The following is a 25,627-nucleotide window of genomic DNA, read 5'->3' on the forward strand; positions in this document are numbered from 1 at the left end:
ATGCCCAACGCCAAGCACGCCCAGCGTCTAGCCATCGCCCTGTTCGCTGCCCTCGCCCTGGTGGCATGCTCCAAGGTGGAAACGACGGAAACCGCCGCCGAGAATCCCGGCCACGCCAGTGGCGAGCACGGTTCCAGCTCCTCCGCCGGCCTGCCCAAGGGTCACATCGCCAAGGGCGAAGAACTGGCCAAGGCCAAGGGCCAGGCCACCGGCCAGAGCTGCGTGGACTGCCACGGTGCCGAAGGCAATGCGCCGATCGACGACACGTATCCCAAGCTGGGTGGCCAGTACGCCGACTATCTGGGGCACGCGCTGCAGGCCTACCGCAGCGGTGATCGCCAGCACGCCCTGATGACCCCGCAGGCCGCCAGCCTCAGCGACCAGGACATTTCCGACCTCGCCGCCTATTTCGGTTCGCGGCCCTTGCAGCTCCGCGACCTGCACGGCGTGCACGAGTAAGTCTTCCAGCGTCAGGAATGCGAAAACGGAGCCCAAGGGCTCCGTTTTCGTTTGCGGCAACCGTAGGCTTCAGTGGGAGCGACGTCAGTCGCGATGAACCATCGCGGCGCCCTGTCGCGACTGACATCGCTCCCACAAGACCGCTGAAACCCCTGCACCCCTAACTGTCGGTCGGGATCGGGGTGCGCTTGACCGGAATCTCCGGCGGCGGGCGCGCTTTCGGCGGATCGGGGAACAGGCTGCCCAGACCGCAACCGCCGCCCAGCTGCAGCACCGACACCGTGCACTTGAGTTTCATGTTCGTACCCGGGATCGAGATCTCCATTTCGCGCACATTGCGACGCACCCACTCTGCCAGCAGGGACTCGTTCGGCACCCAGTATTTGTCGAACGTGGTCGGTTCGTAGTCGTAGGGGGGGCGTTGCAGCCAGGTGCCCGCCTCTGCCAGTTGCTCACGCGTCCACTGGTCGTTCTCGCCGCCGGGCGCACCGCGCTGAGCGGTGGCATCGCCCGCGCCACCCGGCACCCGCAGGCTGCCGTCGGCGTTGTAGAGGCCTGGCGCGTCGCGACCGTCCGCCGCACTGTCGCCTGCTGCATTGCGGGTCGAGTTTCCCCAGTCGTCGGCGCGTGCAGGCGTGTTCCAGCCGCCGGATTTCGTCGCGGCCGCCGGGCCGGGCGTGGTGGATGCGCGGGAGGGCGTGCCACGCGACGTTGAAGGCGAAGCAGATGGGGTTGGCGCCGTTGTCCTCGCCGGCGTCGATGTCGCCGTCGCGGCGCCCGTCGTGGCGGGAACCGGCGCGGCGGCGGCAGGGGCAGGCCTCGGTGCCGGCTCGCGGATCTCGGCTTGCCGCACGCTGCGTTCCCGCGTGGCGATGGGAACAGGCGCAATCTCGCGCGCAGGCACCGGTACGCTGCGCACCTGGGGTGCGGGTGCCATCACCTCGCGCTCGCGCACCTGCACTTCACGCGTTGCCACGACAGGCACGTCTACGCTGCGCACCGGCGCAGCCCGGCGCACGACCGGCGCGGCGAGCGGTGCCGGGATCTCGCGCACCGGTATGGCTGGCTCACGCAGCGCCGGCAGGGTGACATCGGGTTGCCGGGGTGTCGGCGGTGGCAGCACGAACGCGCGGGTGGGTTCCGGCACCTCGGTGACCTGCAAGGGCTGGTGCGCAAGTTCGGGCTGTGGAACATCGCGGGATTGGATCTGCGGCATCTCCACCGCAACGTCGGGCAGCACCGCGTCGGACGGTGGCGGCGAAGCCTCGGACGGCGCGGGCCGTGTCGGGGTCGCCGTGGTCGCCGCCTGCGCTGCAGGGTCCGCCTGCGCCGCTTGCTGCGAACCCGGTTCGGCCGCCTGCGTCTCGCCTCCCGCTTCCTCGGGACTGCCGTCGCCGATGATCTCCAGCCGCACGCGGCTGGTGTCGCCGGCTTGTTGTGGCGGTGGCGGAATCTGGACCAGCGCCACCCACATCAGGAACAGGAAGAACAACAGGTGCACGGCACTGCTGGTAAAGCCTGCGAACCAGCGCATCCAGCGCTCTTCGCGTGGAGGTGGACCCCAGCCCTGGTAGAACAGCGAGCGGAATGCGCGCCACCGGCCCAGCGCAGCGGGCACGGCGTCGGGCGGGCGGACCGTGCGGGCTGCCAGCAGCGCGACGACCGCATCGGCCTTCTCGCGCGTGATCCGGCCCAGCTTCTCGGGCAGCGCGCGCAACCACAGGCCCCAGCCGAACGGCAGGCCGGTGTGACGTTCAACGATGGGGGCTGCCTTGCGCGACAGCAGCTGCGCGATGACGTCGGTGGCGTTCGTCACCGGCGCTTGGCTCCGTCAGGCGGCGTTGCCGCGGGGGATGTACGGCGCTTCGCCGGTCCCGTGATCGGTCGCGTCGCGCACCGCGGTCACGCCCGGCACGCGGGCCATCAGCGTTTTCTCGATGCCCTGCTTGAGGGTGACGTCGGCCATGCCGCACCCGTGGCAACCGCCACCGAAACGCAGCCAGACCACGCCGTCGCCGCCCACTTCCTCCACCGCCACACGCCCCTTGTGGGACGCCAGCTGCGGGTTGATCTCGTTGTCCACCACCCAACGCACGCGTTCGACCATCGAAGCGGAATCGCCGGGCGCTTCACCCTTGATGCAGGGTGCCTTGATGGTGAGCTGCGTGCTCGCGCCCTTCATCACGTAATCGATCTCGGCACCATCCAGCCAGTGCACGCTGCCGGCGTCGACATAGAGCGTGAAGCCGTCGCAGTCGACGGCCCATTCATCGCCGGCGAGGTCGCGCGGCTCGGAGAACTCCAGCCGTGCGTCGGCCTGCGCCGTGCCGGGATGGACCGCACTCAGGCGCACGCCTAGGCCCGGCAGCGCCTCGCGTTCGATCAGCTTGCGGAAGTGCGCCTGCGCGCTGTCGGAAATCTGGATCATGCGGGTATTCTAGCCCCCTGCCCGACAGGCATTCACATTCACCGGCCCATCGTCGGTCTTTGTTCATACTGGCTGCAACGCAGGAGAACCCCATGTCCGACCTTGTCCCTCTCGCCCGCGCGCACTGCGTGCCGTTGCGTGGCAGCGAACACCGCCTGCCTCCTGCCCGCGTCGCCGAATTGCTGCCCCAGGTGCCGGGCTGGGAACTGGTGGAAGAAGGCCATGCCCTGTCGCGGACGTTCCCGTTCGACAACTATTACGAAACCATGGCGTTCGTGAACGCGCTGGCCTTCATCGCGCACGCCGAGGACCATCATCCCGACCTGGGGGTGCATTACAACCGCGCCGTCGTGCGCTACTCCACGCATGATGTCGGCGGCCTGAGCGAGAACGACTTCATCTGCGCGGCCAAGGCCAGCGCCCTGCTGGGAGAATCCTGATGAACCTCCACAACACCCGCCTCTGCTTTCTGGTTCCGTTTGTCGCGCTCGTGCTGGTGGCATGCACGAAACAGGAACAAGCGCCTGTACCCGCCATCCCGCCCACCGAACTGGCGGCGACCGACACACCGCCCCCCGTGTATCCGCCCGAAGCCGAATGCAACAGCGAGGGCGGCACCACCGTGCTGCGCGTGACCATCGAGAAGGATGGCGTGCCTTCGCGCGTTTCGCAGGCACAGGGCAGCGGCAACGCCGCCCTCGACAAGGCGGCGCTCGAAGCCGTGCAGACCTGGAAATTCCGCGCCGCCACGCGCAACGGAAAGCCGGTCAGCCACACCATCACCGTGCCGGTGACGTTCCCGCCCGTGCTGGAAAAGCCGACGCGCTGCTTCGCACAGGGCAGCCAGGGCTGACGCAGGCCACTGGGTCATGTCGATGGAAGGGATCAATGTCTGGGCGGTACTGCTGGCAGCGGCGTGCAGCTTCCTGCTGGGTGGCATCTGGTATGGGCCGCTGTTCGGCAAGGCGTGGAACAAGGCTGCAGGTATGGACCCGCAGAAGCAGGGGCATCCGGCGAAGATCTTTGGCGGCGCCTTCCTGTTCTCCGTGCTCGCAGCCGGCGTGTTCGCATTTCTGGTCGGACCGCAGCCGGCGCTGGCAACCGCACTCTGCCGCGGCGCGCTGGTCGGCTTCTGCTTCGTGGCGGCCAGCTTCGGCATCAACTATCTGTTCGCGCAGCGTGGCGCGCGGCTCTGGTTGATCGACGCCGGCTACCACACGCTGCAGTTCACCCTGTTCGGCCTCGTCCTCGGCCTCTGGCACTGACGCGGCCCGTCAGCCAAGCCGTTCCAGTGCCTCGGCAAGATCCTCGGACAGCGGCGCACTGAGCACGTAAGGCGTCCTGCCGCCGTCCAGCGCGAACTGCAGCGACGCGGCATGCAGGAACAGGCGCTTCAGGCCTGCCTGCTCACGCAGGCGCTTGTTGACGGCCGGATCGCCGTACTTGTCGTCGCCCGCCACCGGATGACCGATGTGCTGCGCGTGCACGCGGATCTGGTGGGTGCGGCCGGTCTCGATGCGCACTTCGCAGAACGAATGCCCTCCCCGCCGTTCCAGCACGCGGAAGTGGCTCAACGACGCCTTGCCGTCGCGGTGCACCTGCACGTGCCGCTCACCGCCCTGGCGCAGGCCAATGTGCAGCGGCGCGTCCACGCTCATCACCCCATCGGGCATGCGGCCGACCAGCAGCGTCAGGTAGCGCTTCTCGATGGCACGGGTGCCGTCCTCGCTGTCCTCGCGCAGCAACGCCTGCAGTTCGGACAGCGCCGAGCGCTTCTTAGCCATCACCAGCAGGCCGGAGGTGTCGCGGTCCAGCCGGTGCACCAGTTCCAAGGACTGGTGGGGCCGGAGCGCGCGCATGGTCTCGATGGCGCCATGGCTGATGCCGCTGCCGCCGTGGCTGGCCACACCGGTGGGCTTGTTGATGACCAGCAGCCGCTCGTCCTCGAAGACGATGGCCGCCTCCATCCGCTTCAGGAAGCCCGCCGGTGGCGTCGCCTTGTCTCCGACATCCGCGAGACTGACCGGCGGAATACGCACCTCGTCCCCACCCTCCAGCTTGCGCTCGGCCTTGGCCCGACCGCCATTCACCCGCACCTGGCCGCTCCGCACCAGCTTGTAGACCAGACTGCGAGGCGCGCCTTTCAGCTGACCCAGCAGGAAGTTGTCCAGCCGCTGCCCACCGCGGTCCTCCGGCACCGTGACCGTCCGCACGGCGCTCTTGGCACCCGCTGCCGGCTTGTCGGAGGGGGGGCTGGGGTTGGAAGCATTCATTCTGTTACACTCGGCGGGCGAGATAAGGGTTTGATTTCGCAGGGAGTTGCAGTTGGGCCAGAAGCCCGTCTCCCCGCGATTCCGGCAAGTGCGCGGCCACCGCCCCAGGGGCGGCCATGTTAGCGGCTGATCGGCAGGCCCGGATACCGCCGGGTACGTGACGGTACCTGTGGCTGAACATGTCCCGCGCGGCGCCACCTCACCAGGGAAGCTGCCGCCGGTCCCGCAACACCTATTAGAACAAGCGCTCCCGCGGCCTGCCGTGGTGTCGTAGCGCTGGAAACCCGATCTGCCCCGCTGCGCCTGCGCAAGGGGTGGTGCAACGTTCCAGAAGCGAAACTCCATGGCGTTCCGCGCGGTAGCAGCGCGCGAGGAACGCACAATGAAACGCATGTTGATCAACGCCACGCAGGCCGAAGAGCTGCGCGTGGCCATCGTCGACGGTCAGACCCTGTACGACATCGATATCGAACAGCCGTCGAAGGAACAGAAGAAGTCCAACATCTACAAGGGCCGCATCACCCGGCTCGAGCCCTCCCTGGAAGCCGCCTTCGTCGATTACGGCGCGGACCGCCATGGCTTCCTGCCGCTGAAGGAAATCTCCCGCGATTACTTCCAGGCCGGCGTCGACCACAACAAGGCCGGCATTCGCGAACTGCTGAAGGAAGGCCAGGAAGTCGTCGTCCAGGTGGACAAGGACGAGCGCGGCAACAAGGGCGCCGCCCTGACCACGTTCATCTCACTGGCCGGCCGCTACATGGTGCTGATGCCCAACTCGCCCACCGCCGGTGGCGTGTCGCGCCGCATCGAGGGCGACGACCGCGCCGAGCTGAAGAAGGCGATGGACGCGCTGGCCATTCCCGACGACATGGGCGTGATCATCCGCACCGCCGGCGTCGGCCGTGATGCCGAAGAGCTGCAGTGGGACCTGGATTACCTGCTGAGCGTGTGGAAGGCCATCGCCGAAGCCGCGCTGACCAAGCCGGCCCCGTTCCTGATCTACCAGGAAAGCCGCCTGATCGTGCGCGCCTTGCGCGACTACCTGCGCAGCGACGTGGGCGAAATCCTGGTCGACACCGACGAACTGTACGAAACCGCCCGTGAGTTCATGCAGCAGGTCATGCCGCACAACCTGCGCAAGTTGAAGGCGTACAAGGACGACATCCCGCTGTTCAACCGCTTCCAGATCGAATCGCAGATCGAAGGCGCGTACGAACGCAACGTGCGGCTGCCTTCCGGCGGCTCCATCGTGGTCGACCAGACCGAGGCGCTGACCGCCATCGACGTCAACTCGGCGCGCGCCACCAAGGGCGGCGACATCGAGGAAACCGCGTTCCACACCAACATGGAAGCGGCCGAGGAAGTGGCCCGCCAGCTGCGCCTGCGCGACTTGGGTGGCCTGGTGGTGATCGACTTCATCGACATGTCGAGCAACAAGCACCAGCGCGAAGTCGAGAACAAGCTGCAGAACGCGCTGAAGTACGACCGCGCCCGCGTGCAGATCGGCCGCATCTCGCGCTTCGGACTGCTCGAAATGAGCCGCCAGCGCCTGCGTCCGTCGCTGGGCGAATCCAGCCAGATCGTCTGCCCGCGCTGCGAAGGCCATGGCCGCATGCGCAGCGTCGAGTCGCTGTCGCTGTCGATCATCCGCGTGGCCGAAGAGCACGCCATGAAGGACAACACCGGGCAGGTGCTGATCCAGGCGCCGCTCGAGATCGCCAACTTCCTGCTCAACGAGAAGCGCAGCGCCCTGCGCGAGATCGAACAGCGCCACGACGCGCCCGTCATCATCGTGGCCGACGAAGCGCTGCACACCCCGCACTACGAAGTCACCCGCATCCGCGAGAACGAACTCGGCGAAGAAAGCAGCAAGCCCAGCTACCACCGCGGCACCCAGCGCAAGCTGCCGGTGCATGCGCTGACCAAGGCCCAGCTCAACATCCCGGCCGCACCGGCGGTCACGCACGTGAAGCACGCGCAGCCGGCCCCGGTACGCGAAGAGCGCGAAACCCCGGTGGCGGCACCCGCACCGGCTCCGGTCGCCGCGCCCGTCGCGGTGGCCGCACCCGCCAGCGGCGGCGTGATCGGCTGGTTCAAGCGACTGCTCGGCGGCAGCGAAGCCACCACGCCCGCACCGCAGGCGCGGCCGCAACAGGACAACCGCCAGCGCAATGACCGCAACAACGGCCGTCGCGAAAACCGCGACACCCGCGGCCAGCAGAACCAGGGCCGTGGCGGCAAGCAGGACGGCGGCCGCCGCGATGAGCGCGGCAGCAAGGGCCAGAATGCGCAGGGCGGCAATACGCAGCAGCAGAAGCCGCGCAACGAACAGCAGGCCCCGAAGCCTCAGAAGGCGCAGGGCGGCCAGCAGAACGCGCAGGGCAACGCCCCGCAGCAGAAGGCACCCCGGCAGGCGCAACCCGGCAAGCAGGAAGGCCAGCGCCAGCCGAACGCACCGCGCACGCCCCAGCAGGAGACGGCCAAGTCTGCTGCCCCCGGTGTCGACGATGCGGTGATCGCAGCCGCGGCCGTGGCAGCAGCCGCGGTTGAAACCACGCGCGCGACACCGGCCGCCGTCACCGCCGCAGCCACGCCGGTCGATGCGCAGGCAGCGGACACCGAAGTGACCGATACCCTGGCCGCACAGGCCGGCCCTGACGCCGCGGCGGATGCCGGTGAGGGTGGCGAAGGCGGCGGCCGTCGCCGTCGTGGCCGTCGTGGTGGACGCCGTCGTCGTCGCGGCAATGGCGAAGGCGCGGCCGCCGGCGAAGAAGGCCTGTCGGTCGACGACCTCGGCAGCGACGACGAAGCCCCGGTAGTCGATCGTTCGCAGCCCGAGTTCGATTTCGATGACGAAGAGCCGGCCGTCGCCGCTCCCCGTCCGCCGAAGCCCCAGACCGCGCATGCTCCGGCACGTGAACCGGCTGCACCGGTTGTTGCGGTCGCCGCCGCAGCGGTCGTGGCAGCCGAGGTCGCGGCATCCGGCTCGGCCGAGGCGCCGACGCCCGTCAACGTGCCTGCTCCCGTCGTGGCCGAAGCCGCACTGGCGGCCGAGGTCATCGAGGACGTGAAGGTGCAGGCCGTGCTCGCCCAGTCCGAGGTGGCTGCCACGGTGCAGGAAGAAGCGCCCGCAGCTGCCGCCATCGTCGAGACGGTGAAGGCCGAGATCGCCGCCGAACCCGCGCGGATGATCGAAACGCCTGTCGCGGTGGCGCAAGTCGTCGATGCGGCCCCCGCCGCCGAAGCTCCCGTGGCCGATGTGCGCAGCGAGCCCGTGCAGATCGACCTGGTCGACGCGGTGAACGAAGTCGCCAGCGAACCCGTCGCGCCCGTCGAGGTGGCCGTGGCCGCGCCCGCCCCGCAGCAGGCCCCAAAACCGGCCAGCATGCCGGCAACGGGTTCGCTGTTCTTCGTCGCCGACGCCGACACGCCGCCGTCGGTGACGCGCAGCCTGTTCGAGCCCGTGGTGACGCCGGTCAAGCCGGCGGACGACATCGCCCACGACGACAAGCAGGACGACGAAACGTCGGAAGAACGCAGCGTCTGACACGCAGCGCACTCCCGGAGAGCTGAAAGCACACTGGCCGCGCAAGCGGCCAGTGTCGTTTCAGGCAACCACCCGAACGTCGTCCCTGCGAACACTGGGACCCATCTTGGCCTTGCTGTAGGTACTGCGGCGCGTACAGGCAATGGATTCTAGCCTGCGCTGGAATGACGCCGGCCGTCGTCCCAGCGAACGCTGGGACCCATCTTGGCCTTGCTGTAGGTACTGCGGCGCGCACGGGCGATGGATTCCAGCCTGCGCTGGAATGACATCGGCCGTCGTCCCAGCGAACGCTGGGACCCATCTTGACCTTGCTGTGGTTATCGCGACGCGCACGGGGCAATGGATTCCAGTCTGCGCTGGAATGACGTCGACCGTCGTCCCAGCGAACGCTGGGACCCATCTTGCCCCTGCTGTAGGTACCGCGGCGCGCATGGGCAATGGATTCCAGCCTGCGCTGGAGTGACGCCGGACGTCGTCCCAGCGAACGCTGGGACCCATCTTGATCTTGCTGTGGCTTCCGCGGCGCGCACAGGCAATGGATTCCAGCGTTCGCTGGAATGACGGAGACGGACAGTGCAGACTGGTTTGCGGCGAGGCTGCGGGGCTGCGGGGCTGCGGGGCTGCGTGTTCCGGACGGGTCAGAGCGCGCGCGACGGATCCATCAGTCCCCACTGCGCGGCAAGCCGTGCCAGCGCGATGTTGTCCTGCACGCCGGTCTTCTCGAACAGCCGCGTCTTGTGCGTGTTCACCGTCTTCGCGCTCAGGCTCAGGCGCTTGGCGATCTCTTCCTGGCGCAGGCCCTGCGTCAGCAGCATGGCGACTTCCAGTTCCCGCGGCGACAGCGCATCGAATGGCGACGCATCGCCGCCCACCGTATGCAAAGCGAGGTTCTGCGCCACGTTGCTGCCCAGGTAGCGCTTGCCGCGCGACACGTCGCGCACGGCACGGATCAGTTCGGCCGCATCGCCCGCCTTGCCGAGGTAACCCGACGCGCCGGCTTCCAGCAAGCGCTTCGGCAACGGGCCATCCTCCAGCACCGACACGATGATCACCCGCACGCCCATGTCGGCGCGCACGATGCGCTCGGTCACTTCGAGACCGCTGTAGCCCGGCAGATGCAGGTCGCACAGCACCACGTCCGGCTTGAGCTGGCGCACCATCGGCAACGCGGCCTCGCCGGTCTCCGCTTCGCCCACCACCTCGATGTCGGTGTCCGTGCCGAGGATGAGGCGCATGCCGGTGCGCACGAGCGCATGGTCGTCGATGAGGAAAACGCGGATCGTCATGGGAAACGGATGCCTTGAGGTACGGTTCGAGCGTAGGTGGCCGTCCATCGCCGCGCAATTAACATTCTATCGGTTGTCGGGTCCGTGCATGCAGAAAGCCACATCCGGCACACGCATGCGCTGCGGCATACTCCGGCTTTCCCAAAGGAATCCGACATGCCCGGCATCCGTCCGTATCTTCGCGCCGCCCTGCTGCTCTCCCTCGCCGCCATCTCGCCCGCCTGGGCCGATGACGGTGTTTCCGATCGCTGGCACACGCAGGTCGGCGATGTCAGCGCGCACGCCGCCACCACTGCACGCGGCGATGCGATCAGCCGGCGGCTGGACGCTCTGGGCATTGCGTGGAAGCGCGAGGCGTTCGAGCAGGACGGCCAGTCCGGCCACAACCTGGTCGCCGACCTCGGCGGCCCCGACGGGGCGCCGCTGCTGCTGATCGGCGCGCACTACGACCAGGTGGACGTGGGCCATGGCGCGACCGACAACGCCTCGGGCGTGGCGGCCGTGCTGGAACTGGCGCAGGCGCTGAAGACGAAGCCCCTCGCGGGCCATCGCGTGCAGGTCGCGTTCTGGGATCTCGAAGAGAAGGGCCTGCTGGGTTCGCGCGCATGGGTCGCCACGCCCGGCCGCGAGAAGCCCGTGCTGTACGTCAACTTCGATGTCTTCGGCTGGGGCGATACCTTGTGGATGATGGCGCCGGACGCCGGCACGCCGCTGGTGGCCGCCCTGCGTGCCGCCAGCCAGCACGAGAAACTCGGCTTCCAGCCCGGCGACAAGTACCCGCCCACCGACCACCTGGCCTTCCTCAAGGCGGGCTGGCCGGCGGTCTCGTTCTCGCTGGTCGGCGGCGACGAGATCAACCCGATCCTCGCGGTCTTCGGTGGCGCCAAGCCGGACCGGATGCCCAAGGTGATGCAGGTGATCCACAGCCCGCGCGACACCGCCGCCGAACTGGACCGCGCCCGCGTCGACGACGCCTTGCGCGTGGTGGAAGCGGGACTGCGCGCCTGGGATGCCGCTCCGGCGCCCTGAGCGCGCCTGCTTCAACCCACATGCAAACGGGCCCTGGTGGGCCCGTTTGCATCTGGACGAGAACACGCCTGGCTCTTCGGGCGGCGACGGTGTCGGACTCGCGGTCCACCGCCAGGCGCAGCAAGGAACAGGGGGTGTCCGGAGCGCTGCGTTCGGTTCTCTCGTGGCGCCCTGGGTGCCAGCCTTGCGGCTCGGAAGCAGGGTTGCGCGGGGGACGGAGGGGGTGGTTCCGTCTGCCCGACCACTGGCGACTTTTTACGTTGCGGTTTGCGAAGACGGCGTGTACGGCGTTCAGCTGCAGCGCACGGTTTGATGACGCCGCCTCGACATCGATGAACCCCCGCGAGCACTGCACCCCCGGTTCGCATCCACGTCACGGATCGCTGCGTAGGTTCATGTCAGGCACGCGCACTTCCCCACAGCCGCCATGATGACTTTCGATCTGTTCCACGACGCTGCCGACGACGGCAGCTACGAACTCTCCATCAACGAGTCCCCGCCCCTGCACTTCGCCAGCCGCGGTGCGGCGTTGGGCTACGCGATCAAGCTCGCCAACCAGCGCCAGCAGCAAGGACTCGACTACGCCATCAACATCGAGGGCGGCGACGGTCGCTGGCGCCTGTTCAACGGCTGGCGGCTCTGTGCCTGAGGTCGCGGACCTGGTGAGGGCATTCGCGTCCGCATCCGGCGAGTAGCCGACGCAGCGGCATGGCACCCTGTGCTTCCCTTCCATGCCGGACCCGCCATGACCGCCCCCTCCGACGCCGTCACCCGTTTCCGCCAGCTCCACCGACACGGCCTGCTGCGCCTGGCCAACGCGTGGGACGCCGGCACCGCACGCCTGATCGAACACCTCGGCGCCCCGGCCGTGGCGACCACGAGCGCCGGCCTGGCATGGGCGCTCGGATATCCGGATGGCGACCGCCTGCAGCCTGATGCATTGCTGCACGCCGTGCAGGGCATCGTGCGCACCCTCCAGGTGCCATTGACCGTCGACGTGGAAGGCGGCTATTCCGACGATCCCGCCACCGCTGCCGGCACCGTGATGCGCGTGGTGCAGGCCGGTGCCGCCGGCATCAATCTGGAAGACGGCGCAGGCGAGCCCGCACTCCTCGCCGCCAAGATCCGCGCGATCCGGACCGCCTGCGCCGCGCAGGGACTGGATGTCTTCATCAATGCGCGCACCGATGTCTACCTGCGCGGACTGGTCGTGGAAACCGCACGCATCGACGAAACCCTCGCACGCGCCGAGGCCTACCGCGAGGCCGGCGCCGATGGCCTGTTCGTGCCGGGCGTGGTCGATGCCGATGCCATCGCCACCCTGGCCGCACGCTGCGGCATGCCGCTCAACGTGATGCTGCGCCCGCAGTTGCAGGTTCTCGCCGCGCTGGAACGCCTCGGCGTGCGCCGCATCAGCACCGGCTCGGCGCTGGCCGAGTCGATGTACGGGCGCCTGGGTGCGCAGGTGGAGGCGTTCCTGCGCGATGAGCGCACCACCCTGCCCGATCCCCAAGCCATGGGCTATGGCGCGGTCAATGGCTTGTTCGCCTGAGAGCGCACGCGGGAACGTGGGTAGGATTTTTCCTACAACACATCGGGGCGACGACCGACGGCGAATGTGACGGCTTTCGACGACGATGCTCGCGTCCCCGGCAGCACGCCCTGCGCAGGCCACGAAAGGCCGCTCTGCAAAGGAAACGGGCGCTGCCTTGAGCAAGCAGCACTGCCGGAGCCGGGGACTCCCCCTTCAGACCCGACCCTCATTGGTCGGGTTTTCTTTTGCCGGCGGCAGGATCAGCCGTTGCCGCCGCCCAGCCAGAGTTCGGGCATCTGCAGCAGGCCGAACAGCACCAGCGCCGTCGCGGCGATCAGCATCCAGGCCATGCTCCGTACCAGCAGGTTGCGCATGCGAGGGGCTCCCTGTCCCGTGTGTGGCACGACTATCGACGCAGGCGCGCGACGAGTCAAAGGTAAATGCATTAAGCCGCGATGGCCGTCCGCGTTTCTGCATTTACCTCGCCCTGCACACCGCGCGCCGCGGCGAGGAACTCCCTGCCCCAGCGCGATAGATCGTAGTGGCGGACGATGTCGTACAGCCTGCGCTGGCGGTCTTCGCGTTCGCCCTGCGTCATCACCAGCGCGTGCCGCAATGCGCGCGCGAGATCCGCCGGATCATGCGGATTGGTCAGCACCGCGCCCTTCAGTTCCGCCGCCGCACCCGCGAATTCCGACAGCACCAGCACGCCGTCGCCGCCGTCCAGGCCCTGCACCGCGACGAACTCCTTCGCCACCAGGTTCAGGCCATCGCGCAGCGGCGTGATCCACATGACATCGGCGGCGGCGTAATGCGCCACCACGTCGGCGAACGGCAGCACACGCGCGAAGAAGCGCACCGGCGTCCAGTCCAGCTGCGACAGCCGTCCGTTGATCCGGCCCACCGCCTGTTCGATCTGCTGCTGCAGCGGGCGGTACACCGTCATCTCCTTCGCGGCCGGCACGCACACCAGCACCAGGGTCACTTCGCCCCGCAGTTCCGGGGACTCGTCCAGCAGGCGCTCGAACGCGTGCAGCTTCTGCAGGATGCCCTTGGTGTAGTCCAGCCGTTCGATCGACAGCACCAGCTTGCGCCGGCCGATCTCGTCGCGGATGCGCGCGATATCCTCGGCCACCTGCTCCGTTTCCAGGCACGCCTGGATGCGGCCCACGTCGGTGCCGATGGGATGCGCGCCGATGCGCACGGTGCGCCCGTCGATGCGCAGTTCGGTGGCCATGTCCTCCACGCCCACCGCGCAGCCGAAGGTCAGGAAGCGCGGCGCGCACTGCGCACGCGCGGTGACCTCCACCGGGAACGTGCTGCGTACCGCGTCGGTGAAGTTCTCCGCATGGCGCGGGATGTGGAAGCCCACGTAGTCGCACGCCATCAGGCTGCCGAGGATCTCGCGCCGCCACGGCAGGATCGCGAAGATGTCGGCCGACGGGAACTGCGTGTGGTGGAAGAAGGCGATCTTCACGTCCGGGCGCAGCTCGCGCAGCACCGACGGCACCATCCACAGGTTGTAGTCGTGCAGCCATACCGTCGCGCCGGGTGCGGCCTCGGCGGCGGCGGCTTCGGCGAAGCGGCGGTTGACCCGCTTGAACAGCGCCCAGTCGTCCTCGCTGAAACGCGCACGCTCCCAGAAACTGTTGATGACCGGCCAGAACGCCTCCTTCGAGAAGCGCTTGTAGAAGACGTCCACCTCGTGTTTGGTCAACGGCACGTTGGTGGCGGTGAGACCGGGATAGCGCTCCGCATCCACCGGCGTATGCAGCTCCACCGGCGGGCCCTTCGGATCGGCCACCGTCCACGCCACCCACGAACCGGGCTGACCCTCGCCGAAGAAGCTCAGCAGGCTGGGGATGATGCCGTTGGGCGAACTGTGCGGGCGACGCACGCGCTTGCCGTCGACGATGTGTTCTTCATACGGCAGGCGGTGGTAGACCATCACCAGTTCCGCCTTGCCGGGGGCATGCGTGGGCGGCGCGTAGTCGTCGGCGCGCAGCAGGTCGAAGTGCGCCATCGCCTGCAGGATGCCGCCACAGCCCGGCGCCTCCGCGTGCAGCACCTGGTCCATGCCGGCGGTGGCGGCGAGCAGCGCGGGTTCGGAATCGCCCACGCACACGCCGGGGAAGCCTTCGCCATACATCGACAGGTCGTTGAGCGTGTCGCCGGCCACCAGCACGCGGCCGTGTTCCAGATCGAGTTCTTCCACCAGCGCCGTCAGCGTGCTGCCCTTGCGCGTGTCGCGCGGCAGGATGTCCAGGTAACGGTCGGCCGAATACAGCACCTCGCAGCCCAGCGATGCGGCCACGGTTTCCACCTCGGCCTGGATGGTCGACAGCTGTTCCGGATGGCAGTAATACGAGCACCGGCGTTCCTGCGGCACCTCCTGGCGCACCAGCATCGGGAAGCGGCGCATCGCATCGGCAACCACGTGCTCGCCCGGCCAGCGCGCTTCGATCCGCGATTGCAGCGGCTGGATCGGCTGCATGTCCGCGGTGCGCAGCACGGTCGCGCCCACGTCGCAGATCAGATAGTCCGGCGTGGGCAGGCCGGGATCGGCCAGCAGCGGCAGGATGGCTTCGCGTCCGCGCCCGGTGACCCACGCCAGCTTCACGCCGGGATGCGCGTCGACCAGGTGGTACAGCTGCTTGCGCGCGGCCGGATCGCCGGCCAGGAACGTGCCGTCCAGATCGGTGGCCAACAACAGCGGATCGGGCGAATTCTTCAACAGGCTCATGCAGGTGCACTCCCAGTGGGTGGTGTGCCGCGCACGGAGGCACGACGCGACGCGTCAACGGACGCAGGCGGGGATCGATCGCATCGGAAAGGCGCTGCAAGGCAGGCGCAGGAAGAGAGTTGCCGCGTGCGGAACACGCTGCGCGCAAGCGCGCTGCAGATGCGCGTCCATCCCCGGATGTGGACGCGACATCGACTGATGCGACGCAGCATTGTAGTCCGCATCGTCTTCGCAAAGGTCAACACGATGTTAAGAATGTTAAATTCCACCGGGAAATCCGCGTTTTTCCCGCATCACTGCGCCTGCATCACGTGCGAGCCACGCTTACGTGCGCGTCGTTGTCGCCGATACCAGCGCATCGATCAACGCGCGCGATGCCGCGGAGAGACGGCGATGCGGCGCGTAGATCAGCGAGAAAGGACGCGTGCGTCCCGACAGGTCCGGCAACGCACGCACCAGCTCCGCACCGCGACGCGTGCAGGCATCGATGATGAAGTCGTACGTCTGGCAGATGCCGACGCCGGCCTGCGCCAGCGACACCACCCCCAGCACGTCATCGGACACCTCGATGCGCGAGCACGGCACCCAGTCCACGTCACCGCCGTCCACGCGGAACAGCCACGGCGCCACGCGTCCGCTGCTGGGCAGCACGAACGGCAGGCAGGCATGCGCCGCCAATTCGTCCAGCGTCTGCGGCGTGCCGTGCGCAGCCAGGTAATCCGGTGAGGCCACCACGCTGAGCGTCGCATCCTCCAGCGTCCTGCCCACCAGCCCGCTGTCGGGCAGCGCGCCCAGCCGGATGGCCAGGTCGTAGCCCTCGGCCACCAGATCCACGTTGCGGTTGGCGATGTTCACCTCCAGCCGCACCTGCGGGTGCTGCCGCACGAAATCGCGCAGCAGCCACGGCAGCCGGTAGTGGCCGTAGGTGGTCGGCACGCTGAGGCGCACATGTCCGCTGAGCGTGCCCGCCTCGCCCTGCACCGCGCGTTCGGCATCGTCGATCAGGTGGAACGCGGCGCGCGCCTGTTCCACGTACAGGCGACCGGCTTCGGTCAGGCTGGTCCGGCGTGTGGTCCGCCGCAGCAACTGGCTGCCCAGCCGCGTTTCCAGCCGGGCGACCGCGCGGCTGATCACCGAGGGCGTGGTGGACAGCGCCACCGCGGCGGCCGTCAGCGAGCCGTGATCCACCACCGCCACCAGCGCCTCGACATCGGCCAGGTGATCGAACCGTCGCGCCATTATTGCCTCCGGAGAACAGATGAATCCCTCCCGGGCCAATTTATCGCCTCGCGCGCCGGGAATACAGTGCGCGCCACCCCGGGCTTCCCGCCCGCACCGGAGACCCCCATGAAGCTGCTCGCCCCCCTCACCGCCGCCGTCCTGCTCGCCGTCGCCTCGGCCAACGCCCAGGCCGCCCACGTGCTCGTGGTGCTGTCCGATGCCGACCACCTCGACCTGCGCGACGGCCAGGTCTACCCCACCGGCTTCTACCTCAACGAACTGATGCAGCCGGTCAAGGCGCTGCGCGACGCCGGCCACGAGATCACCTTCGCCACGCCGGAAGGCCGCGCGCCGACGGTGGACCGCACCTCGGTGGACAAGGCCTATTTCGGCAACGACGCTGCCAGCCTGCAATCGCACGCCGACTTGCTGGCGCAGTTGAGGCTGACCTCCGCCACGCAGTCGCCGGTGCTCAGCCTGGCCCGGGTGGAGCAGATCGGTTACGGCGAATTCGACGCCGTCTACATCCCCGGCGGCCACGCGCCCATGCAGGACCTGCTGGCCAGCCCGGCCCTGGGCCGCCTGCTGACCGACTTCCACCAGCAGGGCAAGCCCACCGCGCTGGTCTGCCATGGCCCCATCGCCCTCCTGTCCACGCTGCCGGGCAACGCCGCCTTCATACAGCGGATGGAACGCGACAATCGCGCCCCGACGCCGGCCGACTGGATCTACGCCGGCTACCAGGTCACGGTGATCAGCAACGATGAGGAAGAACAGGCCAAGGCCGCGCTCAACGGCGGCCGCATGAAGTTCTACCCGCAGACGGCGCTGCAGCAGGCCGGCGTGCAGTACCGCAGCAACACCCAGCCGTGGCAGTCGAACGTGGTGGTCGATCGGGAACTGATCACCGGCCAGAACCCGGCCTCGGCGGTGGGTGTGGCGAAGGTGTTACTGGAGCGGTTGGACTGACAGCGGCGCCAGCGTACCCGCCTTGTGCGCTTGCCGACCCGGACAGGCGTACAGGGCGGATCATTCCCCTCTACTCACACAAAGCCTGGCGAGAGAGGCGAAAAGCCTGACTCTACTCACACATAGCCTGGCACGAGAGGGAAAAAGCCCGGCTCTACTCACACATAGCCTGGCGCGAGAGGGAAAAAGCGTGGCTCTACTCACGCAAAGCCTGGCGCGAGAGGCAAAAAGCCTGGCTCTACTCACGCAAAGCCTGGTACGAGAGCGAAAAAGCCTGGCCCTACTCACACATGGCCTGTTGCGCCAGCGAAAAAGCCTCGGCCATCCTGGTCAGCGATGCCCCGTGCACGACGGTGCCGGATGGTCGGACCTCATGTGGCGCCGCACCCGACGCCTCGGCCCACCGGTCAGGCCAACAGGATCTTCATCAACGCGACCGTCGCCACGGCCGCCACCAGCCAGATCGTCACACGCTTGAGCAGCGCGGCATCCAGCGCCCCGGCCGCCCGCGCTTCGCGCGACGGAGTGAACCCCACCACCAGCCCATGCACGGGTAACGCAACCACCAGCAGGAACGCGAACACCCAGTTCAACGTTTCGTCCCCCAATCGCGGCCAGATCAACGGCATCACGACGCCGGCGAACAGGCCGGCGATGGCGGCGGTGATGGGGGTGGGGATCAGTTTCATGCGGATAGCGTTGCGTTGAGGCTTGATCGCAGTCTAACGGACGACGGGTTGAAGATCGGCTCCCGAACAATCGTAGGATGGGTTGAGCGAAGCGATACCCATCAACGCCATCTCCGAGGTCAAGGAATGACCGACTACCGACGCACTCTCGTCCCCGGCGCCACCTACTTCTTCACGGTCAATCTCGCTGACCGTCGTGCCACGCTGCTGGTCGACCACATCGACCTGTTGCGCGATGCAATCCGGTACGTGCGCCGCCGTCATCCGTTCGATATCGACGCCATGGTCGTGCTTCCGGATCACCTGCACGCCATCTTGACGTTGCCATCCGGCGACGCCGATTTCCCCCTGCGCTGGCGCCTCATCAAGACCTGGTTTTCACGCCACCTGCCCCACGGCGAACATCGACGCGCGAGCCGTATCGAAAAAGGCGAGCGCGGCATATGGCAACGACGGTATTGGGAGCATCTGATACGCGACGAGATCGACTTCGCGCGGCATGTGGATTACATCCACTGGAATCCGGTGAAGCACGGGCACGTGGCGCGTGTTGTGGATTGGCCTTATTCCACGTTCCATCGATTTGTGCGGGATGGGGTGTTGACGAAGGATTGGGGTAATGGCGGAGATGACGCGAGCTTCGGAGAGCGGCAGTGATGGGTATCGCTTCGCTCAACCCATCCTACGGGCTACTCACTTGACCGGCTCTGGCGCTGCTTCTGGAGGCGCCATCTCTGCACGATTCCTCCCTTCAATTGAAGTCCGAGCTGTCGGCACCTCCGCGCTCTCAGCGTGAACTACGGGCACGGACTCAGCGGGCCATGCATGCCAAGCCATAACCGCGACGAAAGCTATAGCCAGCAGAGTTTGCAGAGCAACTACGATCAACTGCCACTGCGCCAACTTGTAAGCTGCTCGCCCGTCTGCAGCCAAATCCCCTTCCGCCGTTCGACCAAAATGACGGCGCATATAGGGCTTCATCGCTGGCAGTGTGGCCTTCATGATCTCGCCGACTACCACACTCATGCCCGAAATGGCTGCCCCTCTCTCAGCAAGTTCTCTTCCGACAGCTTCGCCCGCACCGCGTGAAGCGACCATTGCCGCCATTGCCTTTTGCACAAGACCCAAGCCAGCCGTAATTGCTAATCCATACAGGGAGTAGGTGAGCGCCAAAGGTTGCAAAAAAAGGGAAAGCGAATCCGCATTTGAGACGAGAAGTGCCACCAACGCAGCGTAGCCAGCAAGAAGCCATGACGAGAAAGAGTCCACAAGGGCTGAACCACGTGCGGCTCCTTGGATCATGATGGTGCGCGCGTGCAAGATTTCGGTCGCGTACTCCACCTTTATCCGTCTAGCGATATAGCTGCGCAACTCTTCTCGCCGATCCGCTACAGACCGCGGCTTCACCGTGTCGGGGAACCCCTTTCCTCGTAGGCGCTGATCTACCACAACCATCCGGTCAAGCACTCTCCCAATTGCGGTATCCAACATTCCGCCTATGTCGTTGAGGACGACACCCACGTCCAGCCCCAAAGCTCGCGCTGTCTTCGAAGTCTCTGCTACGAACGTATCGACGAACGCTCGTAAGTAGCCATCTATGTACTTTCGACTCCAAAAAGTCTCAAGCGCGGAGCCGCTGAACTCGATACCAGAGTAGAAAATGGGAGTTCCATCCAACATCTTTAGACTAACCCCACTACTACCGAAGTGGAGCCATGGATCGACATGAGCGCGGACGATTGCCCGAGCGCCCTCGTCTATGAATTCTTCTAGGGCGCGATGGTCAGCAGGGCCGGAGGCGAGAGTTTTCATGAAACTTCATCTTGAGCGATGGCGGACAGAATCAACCTCATTCAACGTGACATTCGTCCACTAGCACGTAGGATGGGTTGAGCGCAGCGATACCCATCATCGCGGACGATCAGACGCACCGAAGCGATGGGTATCGCTACGCTCAACCCATCCTACCTTTCTTCCGGTCAAGAGGCCGGAAGAAACGTCCCCGCCTCGACAAGCTCGACGCCCGGCGCAGACCGCAAACAGGCTGCCAGCTGAGGAGCGTGTCCTTGGCCGTAGAACACCACCGCGCGGTCGCCGGGCTTGAGTGCTTGCAGCAGTCGCGCGCAGATCGCGAAATTGCGCTTCGCCCACGCGGCATTGAGTTCGACCCCTGGCTGCTGCTCGCCGCTTCCGTAGCGCAGGAACTCCGCGTAGAAGCTCGCGGCCTCATCGAGGGCCTGCGGCGTGTTCATTTCGCGCAGCACGCCGCCGATGCTGTGGGTGGTTTGCAGCGCGGTAATGCGCGCCGTGATGCCCTGGGCCTGCGCCATCAGCGCTTGCAGGTCGCCCGACTTGCCATTGGCCTGCGCCCACGCGCTCAACGGCTCGAATGGGAAGTCACCCGGAACATCCAGCCCGTGAACACGTTCGAGCCCCACCTGCTTGGCCAGGCGGAATCCCAACTGCACGACCTCGTTGCGGGAGGCTGGCAGCGTGCCGTCGAGATAGCGCGCGTAGTTGTCGCGCGCCGCTTCAGCCGGCCACTCGACGCCGACGAATGTCGGCTTGAACCCGGCCAGGGCATCGGTCACCGCCTGCAGTTCCGCCTGACGCCGGGGCACCGTGACGTCCACCGACTCCACGTTGGCCTGGTCCTGACCCGGATTGCTGAAGTGGTAGGTACCGATGACGATGACGCGGGCCGGCGGCCCGGCCGCCCATGCGGCACCGTGCAACAGGAGCAACGCCAGCATGAGGAAACAACGCATGAGCTTTTCCTCCATTCAGATTTCTAGAGAAGCGCACGAACCCAAACCACCAGCAAGAGAAAAAGGCCTGATAGCTGGGTAAGGACAAACGCCAGCACGGGGCCTCGTGCTGCGATGGAGATTGTGCGCCAACTTCTGATGAGTCTAAACGGGAGGAGATCGGAGCCGATCATTGACGCGCCGTCGAACAAATCCCTTACCGAGGAATCGCCCTTGAGCTTATGGAACAGCCACACACGCAATGGAAAGGATGCAATGACCAAGAAAATGGCAAAAAACCCGATCACCATGTCGATACCAGTTAGTTCGACTCCGCGCATACGCGTATTCCTTGCCTATGGAACGGTTGAGCGTAGCGGCCCTAGACGGAAGAGCCGACTTTCCCACTATCGCGAACAATCAGGCAGAAAAACGATGGGTATCGCTACGCTCAACCCATCCTACATTTCATGGTGGTCGAAGTGGCGGAGAGAGTGGGATTCGAACCCACGGTAGGCTTGCACCTACGGCAGTTTTCAAGACTGCTGCCTTAAACCGCTCGGCCATCTCTCCGTTGTCTGGAACTGCCCGCGACCCCGTCGCGGTGCATCGCCACCCTGCCCCGGCGGCGCGCCCGGCCCCTTGCAGGCCGGACGGCATTTTCGCACGAACACCCCGCCCGTGGCTTACGACGCCTTCTTCACCTTGGCGGCCTTGGTGTTGTCGATGGCCATCGCGATAGCCTTCTCCTTCTCCTCCGAACACTTGCCGCCGCAATCCAGCCGCGAGGATTCGATCTGCTGCGGCAGGTGCTCGGCCAGGAAATCGATGAACACCCGCACCGCCGGCAACATGCCCCGGCGCGAGGCGAACACCGCATGGCAGATGCCCTGCGGCAAGCTCCACTCCGGCAGCACCACCTCCAGTTCGCCCCTGCGCACCGCCTCCGCGCACACCGTCTCCGGCAGCAGCGTGATGCCGTAACCGTCCTTCGCCATCGACTGCAGCAGCGGGAAATCGAAACCCGCCAGGCGCGGATTCAACTCGATGCGGCGCACCTCGCCATTGGGCCCATGCAGCTCCCAGCGCTGGCGCGCTTCGTCCTCGCTGATGCTCAGGGTGACGTGCTCGGCCAGGTCTTCCGGCACCTTCGGGCGGCCGGCGCGGTTGAGGTACTTCGGGCTGGCCACCAGCAACTCCTGGATCTGGCCGAAGCTGCGCATCACCAGGCTGCCGTCGTCGTCGAGCTTGGCGCGCACGCGCAGGGCCACGTCGTAGCCCTCGTTGATGATGTCCACGCGGCGGTTGTTGACGTGCAGCTGCAGCCGCACCTTCGGGTACTTGTCCAGGAAGGCCGGCAGGATCTTCGGCAACTGCATCTGCGCCACCGCCACCGGCACGCTGACGCGCACCACGCCGCGCGGCTCGGCGCTCAGGCGATCGACCACCTCGCGCGCGGCCTGCGCCTCGGCCAGCATCGTCTGCGCATGGCGGTGCACGCTCATGCCCACGTCCGTCACCGCGAAGCGACGGGTGGAGCGCTGCAACAGGCGTACGCCCAGGTCGGTCTCCAACTGGCTGATGCGCCGGCTCAGGCGGGACTTGGGGATGCCCAGCGCCCGTTCCGCCGCGGCGAAGCCGCCGTGGTCCACCACCATCGCGAAGTAATAGAGGTCGTTGAGGTCGTGCTGCATGAATTAGTCTCGCCTTTAGAACGATCAGTGACATTTAACCACGTTTATCCCACCAATGCAACGACCTACAGTGCTCTCCAACGCGGTTGAGGCCGCATCCCGACCGGAGAACCACCATGAAACTATTGCATATCGACAGCAGCGCCCTGGCCGCCAACTCGGTCAGCCGACAACTGACCGCCGCCATCGTAGCCCGTTGGCAGGACAGCGTGCCCGGGCTGGAGGTCACCTACCGCGACCTCGACACCGATCCGCTGCCGCACCTGACCAACGCCGTACTGGGTGGGGGCGATGCCGCCGCCGCACAAGCCGCCGAGCAGGCGATGCAGGAGTTCCTTGCCGCCGACGTCATCGTGCTGGGCGCCCCGCGCTACAACTTCGGCGTGCCGTCCACGCTGAAGGCCTGGATCGACCGCGTGGCCGTGGCCGGCCGCACCTTCAAGTACACCGAGAACGGCCCCGTCGGCTTGGCCGGCGGCAAGCAGGTGATCGTGGCCGAAGCCAGCGGTGGCGAGTACGCCGGCACGGCGATCGACTTCGTGGCGCCGTACCTGACGCAGGTGTTCAAGTTCCTCGGCATCACCGACGTGGAGTTCATCCGCGCCGAGCGCGTGGCGTATTCGCCGCAGCACAAGGCCGAGGCCATCGAGGCCGCGCTGGCGAGCATCCCGACGCCGCTGCGCAAGGCGGCCTGAGCCCCGGGTCGCGGGACGGGGTCGGTATGCTGCCGGCTTCCGTCCCCGTGCCCCGACGATGCCCGCGAAAAGGTCTCCGCCTGATGCCATCGAACCGGCACAAGCACTCGCTCTACTGAAGAACGCCGCCAGTCCCGCGCATCGCGCCGGGCTGGCGCGCTACGGCATTCCCGACACGCACGCGCTGGGCGTGCCGATGCGCGAGATCCAGGCGCTCGGCAAGCGCATCGGCCGTCGTCACGCCATGGCCCAGCCCCTCTGGGACAGCGGCATCTACGAAGCCCGCCTGCTGGTGGCCTTCATCGCCGATCCCGCACGCCTCACCCCGGCCCGGATGGACCGCTGGTGCCGCCAGTTCGACACCTGGGCGGTCTGCGACACGCTGTGCCTGCACCTGTTCGACCGCAGCCCGCATGCGTGGGGGCGGATCGATGCGTGGGCGCTCAGGCGCGGCGAATTCGAGAAACGCGCGGCGTTCGCGCTGCTGGCCGGGCTGGCGGTGCACGACCGCCACACGCCGGATGCGCCCTTCCTCGCGGGGCTGGCGCATGTGGACGCAGCGGCCGGCGATGCGCGCAACTTCGTCAGCAAGGGCGTGAGCTGGGCGCTGCGTGCCATCGGCCACCGCAATGCGGCGTTGCATGCGGAGGCGATCGACCGGGCCACCGCGCTTGCGGCGACCGACGATCCGGCGCGACGCTGGGTCGGCAAGGACGCGCTGCGCGATCTGGGCCGCGCGGCGGTGCTCGCCAAGGTGGCGAAGGCGACGAAGGGACGTGCGAAGAAGGCGTGATGCTCCCCTCGCCCCGCGTGCGGGGAGAGGGTGCCGAAGGCGGGTGAGGGGCGAGCGGAGAGGTAGGCCTTCCGCCGCGATCAACGCTCAACGCGCGTCTGCAACCGGAATGCGGAGAATTCTGCGCCAAGAGCGCCCCTCATCCGCCCTCCGGGCACCTTCTCCCCGCTCGCGGGGAGAAGGGATACAGCGTCAGGCGATGCGGTCCGCGCCACCCATATATGGCCGCAGCACCTCAGGCACGGTGATCGAGCCGTCGGCGTTCTGGTAGTTCTCCATCACCGCGATCAGCGCACGGCCGACGGCCGTGCCGGAACCGTTGAGGGTGTGCACCGGCTCGGGCTTGCCGGTGGCCGGATTGCGCCAGCGGGCCTGCATGCGGCGGGCCTGGAAATCCTCGCAGTTGGAGCAGGAGGAAATCTCGCGGTACATGTCCTGCGATGGCAGCCAGACTTCCAGGTCGAAGGTCCTGGTGGCGCCGAAGCCCATGTCGCCGGTGCACAGCAGCATGCGGCGGTACGGCAGTCCAAGCTTCTCCAGCACGGTCTCGGCGGCGCGGGTCATGCGCTCCTGCTCGTCGTAGCTTTCCGACGGGCGCGCGATGGAGACCAGTTCCACCTTCTCGAACTGGTGCTGGCGGATCATGCCGCGCACATCGCGGCCGCCGCTGCCGGCTTCGGAGCGGAAGCACATCGAATGCGCGGTCATGCGCAGCGGCAGGCGGGCGTCGTCGAGGATCTCGTCGCGCACGATATTCGTCAGCGGCACTTCGGACGTCGGGATCAGGTAGCGCTTGTGTTCGCCCAGCTGCGTGGCGAACAGGTCTTCCTCGAACTTCGGCAGCTGGCCGGTGCCGCGCATGGAATCGGCGTTGACGATCACCGGCACGCTGGTTTCTTCGTAACCGTGTTCGTTGGTGTGCAGGTCGAGCATGAATTGCGCGAGTGCGCGGTGCAGGCGGGCCAGCTGGCCACGCAGCACGGTGAAGCGCGCGCCGGACAGCTTGGCGGCGGTGTCGGCATCGAGCCAGCCGTGGCGGGCGCCGAGTTCCACATGGTCCTTCACCGGGAAGTCGAACGTGCGCGGCGTGCCCCAGCGGTGCTGTTCGACATTGCCGGCCTCGTCGCTGCCCACCGGCACGCTGGCGTGCGGCAGGTTGGGGATACCCAGGGCGATGCCCTCGATCTCGGCGCGGATCTCGTCCAGCCTCGCTTCCGAAGCCTTCAGCTCGTCGCCGAAGCCGGCCACTTCCGCCATCAGTGCGGACACGTCCTCGCCCTTGGCCTTGGCCTGGCCGATGGCCTTGGAGCGCGTATTGCGCAAGTTCTGCAGTTCCTCGGTGCGTTTCTGGATCTGCTTGCGGGACGCTTCCAGCTCGGCGATGCGAGACACATCCAGGTCGAAACCGCGGGTCTCCTTGAGGCGCTGGGCGAGTTCGGCGGGCTGGGTGCGGAGCAGGACGGGATCGAGCATGGAAACAGCAGTCTGGCGTGGGAAGTCGGCATTATCGCCCATCTGCG

General features: G+C 67.0%; 24 protein-coding genes and 1 tRNA gene. 12 read left to right on the forward strand and 13 right to left on the reverse strand.

All coding sequences use genetic code 11. The features are described from left to right. Positions 1–459: a c-type cytochrome gene (locus OY559_RS10935; protein ID WP_142124773.1), complete on the forward strand. Its 459-nt coding sequence runs from the start codon at positions 1–3 to the stop codon at positions 457–459. 160 nt (positions 460–619) lie between these two features. On the opposite strand, the gene OY559_RS10940 is transcribed toward OY559_RS10935, so the two are convergent. Together OY559_RS10940 and OY559_RS10945 are read right to left on the reverse strand one after the other, a co-directional pair. After that, complete coding sequence (locus OY559_RS10940) at positions 620–2,275, reverse strand: hypothetical protein (RefSeq protein ID WP_277726299.1); 1,656 nt, start codon at positions 2,273–2,275, stop codon at positions 620–622. Between the two features lie 15 nt (positions 2,276–2,290). Beyond that, positions 2,291–2,887, reverse strand: a complete 597-nt coding sequence (locus OY559_RS10945) for an NfuA family Fe-S biogenesis protein (RefSeq protein WP_277726300.1) — start codon at positions 2,885–2,887, stop codon at positions 2,291–2,293. Between the two features lie 92 nt (positions 2,888–2,979). Here OY559_RS10945 and OY559_RS10950 point away from each other — a divergent pair, with 92 nt between their 5' ends. From OY559_RS10950 to OY559_RS10960, 3 genes are read left to right on the forward strand one after another with little or no spacing between them, the layout of a single operon-like run. Next, positions 2,980–3,327, forward strand: coding sequence for a 4a-hydroxytetrahydrobiopterin dehydratase (locus OY559_RS10950; protein WP_142124776.1), 348 nt, complete (start codon positions 2,980–2,982; stop codon positions 3,325–3,327). Then, a complete protein-coding gene (locus OY559_RS10955) occupies positions 3,327–3,740 on the forward strand; it encodes an energy transducer TonB (protein ID WP_277726301.1) in 414 nt (137 codons plus the stop codon). The genes OY559_RS10950 and OY559_RS10955 overlap by 1 nt, the downstream gene beginning before the upstream one ends. A gap of 16 nt (positions 3,741–3,756) precedes the next feature. Beyond that, on the forward strand, positions 3,757–4,152 hold the full coding sequence (locus tag OY559_RS10960) for a DUF1761 domain-containing protein (protein ID WP_277726302.1): 396 nt from the start codon (positions 3,757–3,759) through the stop codon (positions 4,150–4,152). 9 nt (positions 4,153–4,161) lie between these two features. Here the strand turns inward: OY559_RS10960 and OY559_RS10965 are convergent, their stop codons facing one another. Continuing rightward, positions 4,162–5,160 carry an RluA family pseudouridine synthase gene (locus OY559_RS10965; RefSeq protein WP_277726303.1) on the reverse strand — a complete coding sequence of 333 codons (999 nt, stop codon included), beginning with the start codon at positions 5,158–5,160 and terminating at the stop codon, positions 4,162–4,164. A gap of 382 nt (positions 5,161–5,542) precedes the next feature. On the opposite strand from OY559_RS10965, the gene OY559_RS10970 reads away from it, so the two are divergent. Continuing rightward, the gene (locus tag OY559_RS10970; protein WP_277726304.1) at positions 5,543–8,707 is read left to right on the forward strand and encodes an Rne/Rng family ribonuclease; all 3,165 of its coding nucleotides are present in this window, start codon (positions 5,543–5,545) and stop codon (positions 8,705–8,707) included. A 638-nt stretch (positions 8,708–9,345) separates the two neighbouring features. Here the strand turns inward: OY559_RS10970 and OY559_RS10975 are convergent. Beyond that, positions 9,346–9,993, reverse strand: a complete 648-nt coding sequence (locus OY559_RS10975) for a response regulator (protein WP_277726305.1) — start codon at positions 9,991–9,993, stop codon at positions 9,346–9,348. A gap of 156 nt (positions 9,994–10,149) precedes the next feature. Here OY559_RS10975 and OY559_RS10980 point away from each other — a divergent pair, with 156 nt between their 5' ends. The 3 genes from OY559_RS10980 (at position 10,150) to OY559_RS10990 (ending at position 12,574) form a co-directional block, all read left to right on the forward strand. Continuing rightward, complete coding sequence (locus OY559_RS10980; RefSeq protein WP_277726306.1) at positions 10,150–11,022, forward strand: M28 family metallopeptidase; 873 nt, start codon at positions 10,150–10,152, stop codon at positions 11,020–11,022. Positions 11,023–11,449: 427 nt separating this feature from the next. Further along, positions 11,450–11,671 carry a hypothetical protein gene (locus OY559_RS10985; RefSeq protein WP_277726307.1) on the forward strand — a complete coding sequence of 74 codons (222 nt, stop codon included), beginning with the start codon at positions 11,450–11,452 and terminating at the stop codon, positions 11,669–11,671. A 96-nt stretch (positions 11,672–11,767) separates the two neighbouring features. After that, a complete protein-coding gene (locus tag OY559_RS10990; protein ID WP_277726308.1) occupies positions 11,768–12,574 on the forward strand; it encodes an isocitrate lyase/PEP mutase family protein in 807 nt (268 codons plus the stop codon). A 427-nt stretch (positions 12,575–13,001) separates the two neighbouring features. Here OY559_RS10990 and ggpS read toward each other — a convergent pair whose 3' ends face one another. Together ggpS and OY559_RS11000 are read right to left on the reverse strand one after the other, a co-directional pair. After that, entirely contained in the window at positions 13,002–15,299 is a 2,298-nt protein-coding gene (gene ggpS, locus OY559_RS10995; protein WP_277726309.1) for a glucosylglycerol-phosphate synthase, read from the reverse strand. Positions 15,300–15,623: 324 nt separating this feature from the next. Further along, entirely contained in the window at positions 15,624–16,538 is a 915-nt protein-coding gene (locus OY559_RS11000; protein WP_277726310.1) for a LysR family transcriptional regulator, read from the reverse strand. 108 nt (positions 16,539–16,646) lie between these two features. Between OY559_RS11000 and OY559_RS11005 the strand changes: the two genes are divergently transcribed. Next, positions 16,647–17,489, forward strand: a complete 843-nt coding sequence (locus tag OY559_RS11005) for a type 1 glutamine amidotransferase domain-containing protein (protein ID WP_277726311.1) — start codon at positions 16,647–16,649, stop codon at positions 17,487–17,489. Between the two features lie 407 nt (positions 17,490–17,896). On the opposite strand, the gene OY559_RS11010 is transcribed toward OY559_RS11005, so the two are convergent. Continuing rightward, positions 17,897–18,178: a hypothetical protein gene (locus OY559_RS11010; RefSeq protein ID WP_277726312.1), complete on the reverse strand. Its 282-nt coding sequence runs from the start codon at positions 18,176–18,178 to the stop codon at positions 17,897–17,899. A 126-nt stretch (positions 18,179–18,304) separates the two neighbouring features. Between OY559_RS11010 and OY559_RS11015 the strand changes: the two genes are divergently transcribed. Continuing rightward, positions 18,305–18,835, forward strand: coding sequence for an REP-associated tyrosine transposase (locus tag OY559_RS11015; RefSeq protein WP_277726313.1), 531 nt, complete (start codon positions 18,305–18,307; stop codon positions 18,833–18,835). A gap of 36 nt (positions 18,836–18,871) precedes the next feature. Here the strand turns inward: OY559_RS11015 and OY559_RS11020 are convergent, their stop codons facing one another. The 5 genes from OY559_RS11020 to OY559_RS11040 form a co-directional block, all read right to left on the reverse strand. Next, entirely contained in the window at positions 18,872–19,990 is a 1,119-nt protein-coding gene (locus OY559_RS11020) for a hypothetical protein (protein ID WP_277726314.1), read from the reverse strand. Positions 19,991–20,157: 167 nt separating this feature from the next. After that, entirely contained in the window at positions 20,158–20,961 is an 804-nt protein-coding gene (locus tag OY559_RS11025; RefSeq protein WP_277726315.1) for a DUF5694 domain-containing protein, read from the reverse strand. An 8-nt stretch (positions 20,962–20,969) separates the two neighbouring features. After that, on the reverse strand, positions 20,970–21,266 hold the full coding sequence (locus OY559_RS11030; RefSeq protein WP_277726316.1) for a hypothetical protein: 297 nt from the start codon (positions 21,264–21,266) through the stop codon (positions 20,970–20,972). A gap of 142 nt (positions 21,267–21,408) precedes the next feature. Next, positions 21,409–21,498, reverse strand: a tRNA-Ser gene (locus tag OY559_RS11035). 113 nt (positions 21,499–21,611) lie between these two features. Further along, positions 21,612–22,619, reverse strand: a complete 1,008-nt coding sequence (locus OY559_RS11040; protein ID WP_277726317.1) for a LysR family transcriptional regulator — start codon at positions 22,617–22,619, stop codon at positions 21,612–21,614. A gap of 116 nt (positions 22,620–22,735) precedes the next feature. On the opposite strand from OY559_RS11040, the gene OY559_RS11045 reads away from it, so the two are divergent. Both OY559_RS11045 and OY559_RS11050 read left to right on the forward strand, forming a co-directional pair. Next, on the forward strand, positions 22,736–23,314 hold the full coding sequence (locus OY559_RS11045) for an FMN-dependent NADH-azoreductase (RefSeq protein WP_277726318.1): 579 nt from the start codon (positions 22,736–22,738) through the stop codon (positions 23,312–23,314). 58 nt (positions 23,315–23,372) lie between these two features. Continuing rightward, on the forward strand, positions 23,373–24,107 hold the full coding sequence (locus OY559_RS11050; RefSeq protein WP_277726319.1) for a DNA alkylation repair protein: 735 nt from the start codon (positions 23,373–23,375) through the stop codon (positions 24,105–24,107). A gap of 192 nt (positions 24,108–24,299) precedes the next feature. On the opposite strand, the gene serS is transcribed toward OY559_RS11050, so the two are convergent. Next, positions 24,300–25,580, reverse strand: a complete 1,281-nt coding sequence (gene serS / locus OY559_RS11055) for a serine--tRNA ligase (RefSeq protein ID WP_277726320.1) — start codon at positions 25,578–25,580, stop codon at positions 24,300–24,302. Between the last annotated feature and the right edge of the window lie 47 nt (positions 25,581–25,627).

The sequence above is a fragment of the Pseudoxanthomonas sp. SE1 genome, assembly GCF_029542205.1.
Lineage (GTDB): Bacteria > Pseudomonadota > Gammaproteobacteria > Xanthomonadales > Xanthomonadaceae > Pseudoxanthomonas_A.

What these genes read in the sequence shown, in the direction of transcription:
- OY559_RS11005 (WP_277726311.1), top strand. Translation starts at nt 16,647, where the DNA reads ATGAAGCTGCTCGCCCCCCTCACCGCCGCCGTCCTGCTCGCCGTCGCC.
- OY559_RS10975 (WP_277726305.1), bottom strand. Translation starts at nt 9,993, where the DNA reads ATGACGATCCGCGTTTTCCTCATCGACGACCATGCGCTCGTGCGCACC.
- OY559_RS11010 (WP_277726312.1), bottom strand. Translation starts at nt 18,178, where the DNA reads ATGAAACTGATCCCCACCCCCATCACCGCCGCCATCGCCGGCCTGTTC.
- OY559_RS10970 (WP_277726304.1), top strand. Translation starts at nt 5,543, where the DNA reads ATGAAACGCATGTTGATCAACGCCACGCAGGCCGAAGAGCTGCGCGTG.
- OY559_RS11025 (WP_277726315.1), bottom strand. Translation starts at nt 20,961, where the DNA reads ATGGAGGAAAAGCTCATGCGTTGTTTCCTCATGCTGGCGTTGCTCCTG.
- OY559_RS11030 (WP_277726316.1), bottom strand. Translation starts at nt 21,266, where the DNA reads ATGCGCGGAGTCGAACTAACTGGTATCGACATGGTGATCGGGTTTTTT.
- OY559_RS11015 (WP_277726313.1), top strand. Translation starts at nt 18,305, where the DNA reads ATGACCGACTACCGACGCACTCTCGTCCCCGGCGCCACCTACTTCTTC.
- OY559_RS10935 (WP_142124773.1), top strand. Translation starts at nt 1, where the DNA reads ATGCCCAACGCCAAGCACGCCCAGCGTCTAGCCATCGCCCTGTTCGCT.
- OY559_RS10950 (WP_142124776.1), top strand. Translation starts at nt 2,980, where the DNA reads ATGTCCGACCTTGTCCCTCTCGCCCGCGCGCACTGCGTGCCGTTGCGT.
- ggpS (WP_277726309.1), bottom strand. Translation starts at nt 15,299, where the DNA reads ATGAGCCTGTTGAAGAATTCGCCCGATCCGCTGTTGTTGGCCACCGAT.
- serS (WP_277726320.1), bottom strand. Translation starts at nt 25,580, where the DNA reads ATGCTCGATCCCGTCCTGCTCCGCACCCAGCCCGCCGAACTCGCCCAG.
- OY559_RS10980 (WP_277726306.1), top strand. Translation starts at nt 10,150, where the DNA reads ATGCCCGGCATCCGTCCGTATCTTCGCGCCGCCCTGCTGCTCTCCCTC.
- OY559_RS11020 (WP_277726314.1), bottom strand. Translation starts at nt 19,990, where the DNA reads ATGAAAACTCTCGCCTCCGGCCCTGCTGACCATCGCGCCCTAGAAGAA.
- OY559_RS11000 (WP_277726310.1), bottom strand. Translation starts at nt 16,538, where the DNA reads ATGGCGCGACGGTTCGATCACCTGGCCGATGTCGAGGCGCTGGTGGCG.
- OY559_RS10990 (WP_277726308.1), top strand. Translation starts at nt 11,768, where the DNA reads ATGACCGCCCCCTCCGACGCCGTCACCCGTTTCCGCCAGCTCCACCGA.
- OY559_RS10945 (WP_277726300.1), bottom strand. Translation starts at nt 2,887, where the DNA reads ATGATCCAGATTTCCGACAGCGCGCAGGCGCACTTCCGCAAGCTGATC.
- OY559_RS10965 (WP_277726303.1), bottom strand. Translation starts at nt 5,160, where the DNA reads ATGAATGCTTCCAACCCCAGCCCCCCCTCCGACAAGCCGGCAGCGGGT.
- OY559_RS10985 (WP_277726307.1), top strand. Translation starts at nt 11,450, where the DNA reads ATGATGACTTTCGATCTGTTCCACGACGCTGCCGACGACGGCAGCTAC.
- OY559_RS10955 (WP_277726301.1), top strand. Translation starts at nt 3,327, where the DNA reads ATGAACCTCCACAACACCCGCCTCTGCTTTCTGGTTCCGTTTGTCGCG.
- OY559_RS11040 (WP_277726317.1), bottom strand. Translation starts at nt 22,619, where the DNA reads ATGCAGCACGACCTCAACGACCTCTATTACTTCGCGATGGTGGTGGAC.
- OY559_RS10960 (WP_277726302.1), top strand. Translation starts at nt 3,757, where the DNA reads ATGTCGATGGAAGGGATCAATGTCTGGGCGGTACTGCTGGCAGCGGCG.
- OY559_RS11050 (WP_277726319.1), top strand. Translation starts at nt 23,373, where the DNA reads ATGCCCGCGAAAAGGTCTCCGCCTGATGCCATCGAACCGGCACAAGCA.
- OY559_RS11045 (WP_277726318.1), top strand. Translation starts at nt 22,736, where the DNA reads ATGAAACTATTGCATATCGACAGCAGCGCCCTGGCCGCCAACTCGGTC.